The sequence below is a fragment of the Aquisalimonas sp. genome (genome assembly GCF_007120195.1).
Classification (GTDB): domain Bacteria; phylum Pseudomonadota; class Gammaproteobacteria; order Nitrococcales; family Aquisalimonadaceae; genus Aquisalimonas.
Genome location: NZ_SKOG01000050.1, coordinates 1 through 6,009, shown reverse-complemented (window position 1 = coordinate 6,009; position 6,009 = coordinate 1). Strand labels below are relative to the sequence as shown.

The window sequence follows — 6,009 nt, the reverse complement described above, 5'->3', positions numbered from 1 at the left end:
TGGATATCGCGCGGGGTGACGCGCAGGAGGCCTCTGCCTTCGAGGCGGAGGGGGTCCGTTACATCGAGGGCTCGGTGGATGACGATGCGGTGCTGGCGCAGGCGGTGCCCGGACACGATGTGATATTCAATCTCGCATCGGCCTTTCGGGATATCCACAGTGGCGTTCCGCTGTTCCAGCGTGTGGACGTTGAAGGCACCAGAAAGCTCTTCCAGAAGGCGCGTGAAGAAGGCGTCAAGCGCGTCGTGCACTGCTCCACCCAAGGGGTGCATGGCTCCCTTCCCGCGGACGCCGTCCCGGGGAACGAGGATTCGCCGCTGACGCCGATTGATTACTACTGCAGCGCCAAAGTAGACGCGGAAGCCGTGTGCCACGAGTTCATTCGCGACGGCATGGACATCGTCATCGTGCGCCCCACGTCCATCTATGGGCCAGGCGATACCCACGGTTGGCTGAAACTCTTCCGTATGTGTCGACAAGGTCGCTTCCTGATGCTCGGCAGTGGTCGCACGCACAACCACCCCGTCTACGTCGAAAACCTCGCCGACCTGTTCATGCTTGCCGCGGAGGTTCCCGAGGCCCGCGGCCGGACGTATCTCGCCGGGGACAACGAGTACCTGACGCTAAACGAGCTCGTCCGCCTGGTCGGAAAGGTCCAGGGACAGCAGGTCAGGATGTATCGCTTCCCCTGGGTCGCGCCGGTGCATGGCTTGGCGTGGCTCATGGAGATGGCTAGCCGGCCGTTCAATGCGGAACCGCCCTTGTTTCGCCGCCGGTTGACGTGGTTTACCACCAATCGCGGCTGGGACATCTCGCGGGCTCGCAATGAGCTGGGCTATCAGCCTGCGGTCTCATTGGAGGAAGGATTGACGCGCACCATGCACTGGTACCAATCCCGGGGGCTGCTTGAGCCTGTCTCGGAGTTGAAACAGCGGCAAATGCCGACATAGCCATCGGGCCGGTTTGCGCAAACACCGGCCTGTCCTCGTCTGACAGCGTACGGGTAGACCATGAGAGTTCTCGTCACTGCACCGCACCCGTTCTATCAGGAACGCGGGTCGCCCGTTGGCGTTGACATGGTCCTGCGCGCACTCAGCGAACGCGGAGATGCCGTTGACGTCCTGACCTACCATGAAGGGGCGGATCGTCATTACCCTGGCGTTTCCCTGTATCGCATTCCGAAACCATTCGGTATCCGTAACGTGCCGCCCGGGCCGTCGTTCAAGAAGCTGATCTGCGACGTGTACCTGTTCGCGAGTCTGGTTCGGCGCCTCCGCAGGAACCACTACGACGTGATCCACGCCGTAGAAGAAAGCGCCTTTATGGCCATGATCCTCAAACCCATGACCTCCGTGCCTTTCGTCTATGACATGGACTCCGCGCTCTCGACCCAGATCGTGGAAAAATACCGTATCCTCCGCCCCGCCCGGCGGCTGCTGCGCTATATCGGCTCTCTGCCGGTGCGCCGCGCGGCGGCAGTGGCCCCCGTCTGTGAATCGCTTGCCAACGAAGTCAGTGCCGACGCCCCGGGCCGCGTGACGGTTTTCAGGGACATCTCCCTGCTGGATGCTCCATCCGCGGTATCGCCAAGTCAATCGCTTCGTGACTCGCTCGGGATTTCCGGCACGATCAGCATGTATGTCGGCGACCTCGAGCCATCACAAGGCATCGAACTCCTGCTGGAGAGCTTTGCGCGGGCCCACCTCCAGCACAAGGACGGCCACCTGATCCTCATTGGCGGGACCGAAAAGGCCATTGCCTATTACAAGGTGTATGCCGGGCGGTTCGGCATGCAGCAATACGTCCATTTCCTCGGCCAGCGGCCCTTGACGGAGCTCGGTGCCTACATGGCCCAGGCCGATGTGCTCGTCTCCCCGTGCATACGCGCCCCCGGCACACCCATGAGGCTCTACAGCTACCTGCACTCCGCCGTGCCGGTGCTGGCAACCGATCTCCCGATTCATAACCAGGTTCTCACCCCGGATATTGCCTGCTTGGCACCGGCGAACGTCTCACGATTCTCCGAGGCCTGGGTGGGACTGCTCCGCAACCTGGACGGCGCCCGGGACATGGGGCGTCGCGGCCGGGCGTTCGCCGAACGCGAACACAGCTACGAGACCCTGCGGGCCAGTGTCAACACCCTTTACGCACAACTTGACCAACATGTGGTGGGGAGACTCTCACCGCCTGCACGGTTGTGATGTCGGGCCAGCACTGCTGTAGGTGCCTTGTAACATGCGGTCGAGGCAGCGTCCGCAGCCAGCTGCTGAAGTCGTCTATTTACGACGGAAGCGGGCAGGCTTTCGAGATGATGGCGGGGCGCGTAGCCCTTCACTACCCGGGAAGGACCGCTTGACCGGACTGGCGAAGGTTGTTTAACCTCCGTGCACCCCTATGATCGCGAGGCTGTCCTCGCCGTGGGGCGCCGCGCACAGGCCTTCATTGAACGCGAGCACAACTACAGAAGCGTTCAGAAACACCGTCAAAGCGCTCTATAGGCTTCTGGATCAGAGATCCGCATCACGGACACACTCCGTACAACGGGGGTTTGAACAACGTATGAACGATACACCGAAAACTCAAGTGGAACAATTGGTCTCGCCCGGCTCCCATGTCGCGGTCACCGGCGCCGCAGGCTTTCTAGGGCAACACATCACCGAAGCCCTGCTCGCCGCGGGCTACCGCGTCAGCATCCTGGCCCGCAGCGCGGACAAGACCGCCCCATTTCGAGGGCGCGTCGAGCGGATCGTGATTGGTGACATCAACGATGGTGGGGCCATAGCGGAGCTAGTCGAGAATGCCGACGCGGTGATCCACCTGGTCTCAAACTTCCGCAAGGCCTCCGGTCCGCCGGCGAGCTATTACGCCACCAATCTCGAGGGTACGCGCACCACCCTCGACGCCGCGCGCGCGGCGGGCGTCAAACGTTTCCTATTCTGCTCGACCATCGGCGTGCACGGCCACGTGGAAACGACACCGGCGGACGAGAACAGCCCGTACAACCCCGGGGACCTCTACCAGCAGACCAAGGTTCAGGCGGAGCAACTCTGCCTCGAACGCGCTCGCGAGAGCACCGACATGGAGATCGTGATCCTGCGGCCATGCTCCCAGTACGGCCCGGGCGACCTCCGAATGCTCAAGATGTTCCGCATGCTGGAGAAGCGCACCTTCCTCATGCTCGGGCCCTGCCGCCAGAACTTACACGGCGTCTACATCGACGACGTGGTGGACGGTTTCCTGCGCGCACTGACCACCCCGGGGATCCATGGCGAGGCATTCATCCTCGGTGGACGAGAGTACCTGCCGCTGCGCGACTACATCGCCGCGGCGGCTCGCGCAGTGGGGGCACCCATGCCCTGGATCAGGCTTCCGTATGCGCCGTTCTACGCCGCATCAGTCGTCTGCGAGGCGGTGTGCGTTCCTTTCGGGGTCGAACCTCCGCTGCACCGACGGCGACTGCGGTTTTACGAGAACAATCGCGCGTTCTCTACACGCAAGGCCCAGGAGCGCCTGGGGTATCAGCCCGCCGTTTCATTGGAGCTGGGGCTGCAACGGACCGTGTCCTGGTACCGTGAAAACGGCTACCTCGCCCCGGCGTCGGAGCTGGACAAGACCCGAGCACTGACCCCGGAGGCGAACTCACGACCGAGACGCACACCGTGAAAACCGCGCTCCGGCTAGCCGTCGCCGCTCTCATTCTCGGGGTCCTCTTCTGGATTGGCGATGGCATTGCAGCCCACTGGGAAGTCATGGTTCAACTCAGCCCCTGGGCGGCGCTGCTGGCACTGCTGGCAGTGACCGCGGGGCGTACCGTGATGGCGTACAAGTGGCTCCGACTGCTGCGCTGCCGGGGCGCGCAGTTGAGTCTCCACACCGCAACACAGATCTACTGCGCGGCCAACATCTGGGGTCTGTTTCTGCCTGCCACCGTCGGCGCGGACGCCGTACGCATCATATGTACCTGCCGGGAAGGCCTGAACCCCAACGTCGTTGTAGCGACCACCCTGCTCGAGCGCGGGATTGGGTTTATCGTCGGTGCTCTGCTGTGCGTCGTCGCAGTCCTCTATCTTGCGGAACACGCGCTGCTCGGATCGACCCTGTACTGGACGGGCTGGTTTGCCACAGTGCTGTTCGTGGGATTGCTTGCCGGGCTGTTCGCGTCCTTTTCACAGCCGCTGTTTCATCTTGTTCATGACCGCCTTCTGGCCAAATTCCGCGAACGTAAACCTGTGAGAATGCTCCGGGAACTGCACGTTGCCTACCTGGAATTCCGGGCACATCGCGGCGAGATGGTCATCTTTACCGGACTCACTCTGGTGGAGGGCATCGTCACCGGTCTGGCGTTCTGGATCATCGCGTGGGGGCTGGGCATTCCTGTCGGACCCATTCCAATTCTGGCCGCTGTCTTCCTCGCCAATCTACTATCGCGGGTAACCCTATCCGTGGGTGACGGGCTCGGCGTCTTCGAGGGAATGTTCGTTCTCGCCATGGCGGTCTTCGGTATGTCCACCACGGAAGCCCTCTCCATCGCCCTGCTCGGGCGGGTTTTCAAGGTGCTCTCCTGGCTGCCCTGGTGGTTTACCTACACCATGCGACTCGGACAGTTCGGCGTGCCTTCCGACAAGGCCGCCCACTGATCTCCAGGTTCGGTCCATCCCAGTGCACCGTCCTGGTTCGTCAGGCTAGGGGGAGCCGCGGCAGAGGGGTTGCCGGCCCCTCTCTCCGCGACGGCGGCGAGGCACCTGGAGCGCGATTGCCGCCCCTCTCGTGACCGTTCCGCAAACACCGTGAAGGCGCGTTCCCGGCGCAGCCGCAGAAGACACTAGGGCATCGCTTGGCTTAAAGCCCATGCCATCTTCCCTGTGGTTCCCGGGCCCAAGCGGCTCAAGCACCGACTGAACCTCGAACACGTCAACGGCCTATCGCACCTGGCCGTACAGCAGGACTTCGCCGCCAGCCCGTTCGTAAGGATCGCGCTACTTTAGTCCGAAGTTCCCGGCTGAGTCAATTGTCAAGTCTTTGTTTTATTTATAGAAACTGGAAGACTTAAGTCTACGACACTGGGAACGCTTGGATCAGTTCCAGGGCGCGGCGCTGCAAGGGCGTCGACTCGGTATCCTGGACGATCACGGGGCTGTCGGGGTCGGATTTGAGCCGGCAGCGATGCCGGCAGCGGGTTGCGAGTTCGGCCATGAGCGTGGCGAAGCTGTGGATCGGGGGCGTGTTTGCGTCGCCACGGCGCTTCGTCTTTTTCTCTTGAGCGGCCGCCGTGGGCGCGGCGGGGGCCACGGGGTCGCGGCGCGCGCGTGCCTCGGCGAGCTCCTCGTCGTCGAAGAGCAGCGGCGCCCAGGCGCGGCGCAGGTGCCATTCCACGTAGTAGGCGAGCAGGCACAGGAAAATATGGGCGCGCACCCGCGCCTCGTCGCGATGATGGATCGGGCGAATGCGCAGATCGAGCCCTTTGAGGGTACGGAAGGCGCGTTCCACCTGGGCGAGATTCTTGTAGCCGCGCACGGCCTGCTCCGCGGAGAGACGCTCGCGGGGCTCGCTCGTGCGGATGACGTAGATCCCATCGAGCGCGGCCTCTTGCTCGATGCGTGCCTCGCGCCGGCCGTAGTCGAAGTGCCCGTCGGCGATCGTGAGCTCGAAGTGCTTGGCCATCTTGTGGCGGCTGAGTGCGCGCTCGGCCTTGGCGCCGATCGCCGCGGCGCTGAGCGGGGTCTTGGTGCGCCGCGCCACCTCGGCGCGGATCTTCTCCAGCGCCGCCTCGCTGGCGGCGAGCAGCGCCTCGCGCTTGCGCCGGCGTTCCTCGGCGAGCAGCGGATTGTAGCAGGCGATGAGCCGCTCGCCGGGGAACGCCGGGGAGTGGATCTCGGCGAGGTTGTGCTCGTCGAACAGCGAGAGCTGCAGCGCCCCCTCATGGGCGAGTGCGCGCACCTTCTCGCTGCGCAGCGCCGAGAGCCAGCCGATGCCGGGGCGCTCGGCGAGTGCGGCGATCTGGGTGTGGGT

5 protein-coding genes are annotated in these 6,009 nt (G+C 63.6%); 4 read left to right on the top strand and 1 reads right to left on the bottom strand.

From position 1 onward, the window contains the following. The 4 genes from QZT63_RS04255 to QZT63_RS04240 all read left to right on the top strand — a co-directional run. Window positions 1–950, top strand: a 950-nt coding sequence (locus tag QZT63_RS04255) for an NAD(P)-dependent oxidoreductase (RefSeq protein ID WP_290648881.1), incomplete at its 5' end; no start/stop codon positions are given. A gap of 60 nt (window positions 951–1,010) precedes the next feature. Further along, window positions 1,011–2,201: a glycosyltransferase gene (locus QZT63_RS04250; protein ID WP_290648879.1), complete on the top strand. Its 1,191-nt coding sequence runs from the start codon at window positions 1,011–1,013 to the stop codon at window positions 2,199–2,201. A gap of 358 nt (window positions 2,202–2,559) precedes the next feature. Then, window positions 2,560–3,663 (top strand): NAD(P)-dependent oxidoreductase, encoded by a 1,104-nt coding sequence (locus QZT63_RS04245; protein ID WP_290648877.1) that lies wholly within the window; start codon window positions 2,560–2,562, stop codon window positions 3,661–3,663. Further along, window positions 3,660–4,637 (top strand): lysylphosphatidylglycerol synthase transmembrane domain-containing protein, encoded by a 978-nt coding sequence (locus tag QZT63_RS04240; RefSeq protein WP_290648875.1) that lies wholly within the window; start codon window positions 3,660–3,662, stop codon window positions 4,635–4,637. The genes QZT63_RS04245 and QZT63_RS04240 overlap by 4 nt, the downstream gene beginning before the upstream one ends. Window positions 4,638–5,052: 415 nt before the next feature. On the opposite strand, the gene QZT63_RS04235 is transcribed toward QZT63_RS04240, so the two are convergent. Continuing rightward, window positions 5,053–6,009 (bottom strand): transposase (locus QZT63_RS04235; protein WP_290648873.1); only part of this gene is annotated, 957 nt, incomplete at its 5' end.

Bases quoted from the DNA above. Each gene is read 5' to 3' on its own strand.
- QZT63_RS04245 (WP_290648877.1), top strand. From the start codon at position 2,560: ATGAACGATACACCGAAAACTCAAGTGGAACAATTGGTCTCGCCCGGC.
- QZT63_RS04250 (WP_290648879.1), top strand. From the start codon at position 1,011: ATGAGAGTTCTCGTCACTGCACCGCACCCGTTCTATCAGGAACGCGGG.